Consider the following 915-nt stretch of genomic DNA (forward strand, 5'->3'; position numbering starts at 1 on the left):
GTCAGCGCGTGCGCGGGGGCGCGGTCGTGCCGCGGGTCACGAGGGTCGCCGCGTCCACGTGCAGGACGGTCCGGCCGCGCCCGGCCACCACGTCGAGGAGCGCGCCCGCCGCGGTGCGCCCGAGGTCCTGGATCTCCCGCCGCATGGCCGTGAGCGGCGGGGGCGCGAGCCGGCAGAGCGCCGAGTCGTCCCAGGCGAGGAGGGACACGTCGCCCGGCACGTCGAGGCCGGCGGCCTGGGCGGCCGCGAGGCCGGCCACCGCCATCACGTCGTTGTCGTAGACGAGCGCGGTGGGGCGGCGGTCCTCGCCGAGCAGGATCCGGGTGAGCTCCGCACCGGACGCCGCCGCGTAGTCGCCGTGCACCGTGCGGCCGGTGAGGCCCGCCTCCCGCACGGCGGCGTCGAAGGCGCGGTCGCGGGACCGCGTGTGCCGGAGCTCCGGGCGCCCGCCGACGCGTCCGATCCGGCGGTGGCCCAGGGCTGCCAGGTGGCCGATCGCCGTGCGCATGGGCGCCGAGTCGTCGACGACCACGGTCGTGTGGTGCGCGTCCACGGCGTCGCCGAGCATGACGGCCGGGAGCCCGAGCTCGACCAGCAGGGCGCCGCGCGGATCCGGGTCGACGAGGTCGACCACGAGGACCCCCGCGATGGCCGGGTCGGCGGCCCACCGCCGGTGGATGTCGCGCTCCTCGGCGTCGTCGCGGGCGATCTGCATCAGGACCGTGCGGTCCTCGGCGTCGAGCGCCTCCTCCATGCCGCGGACGAGCTCGCCCCAGAACGGGTCGAGCGCGTACGAGTGCGGCGGCTGGACGACCACGAGGCCGACGGACGGGCGCTCGGCGCCGGGCGCGTCGGGCACGGGCGGGGCGGGGGCCTCGAGCGCTCCCGACCCGACGGGCTCCGGGACGGCGGGGG

At 78.7% G+C, this 915-nt stretch carries 1 protein-coding gene; it reads right to left on the reverse strand.

Annotation, left to right across the window (positions count from 1 at the left end; all coding sequences use genetic code 11):
* Position 1 precedes the first annotated feature (1 nt).
* Positions 2 to 915, reverse strand: a 914-nt coding sequence (locus Q6969_RS15950; RefSeq protein ID WP_317231317.1) for a substrate-binding domain-containing protein, incomplete at its 5' end; no start/stop codon positions are given.

This window comes from Clavibacter sp. MX14-G9D, from assembly GCF_032917815.1.
Taxonomy (GTDB): domain Bacteria; phylum Actinomycetota; class Actinomycetes; order Actinomycetales; family Microbacteriaceae; genus Clavibacter; species Clavibacter michiganensis_K.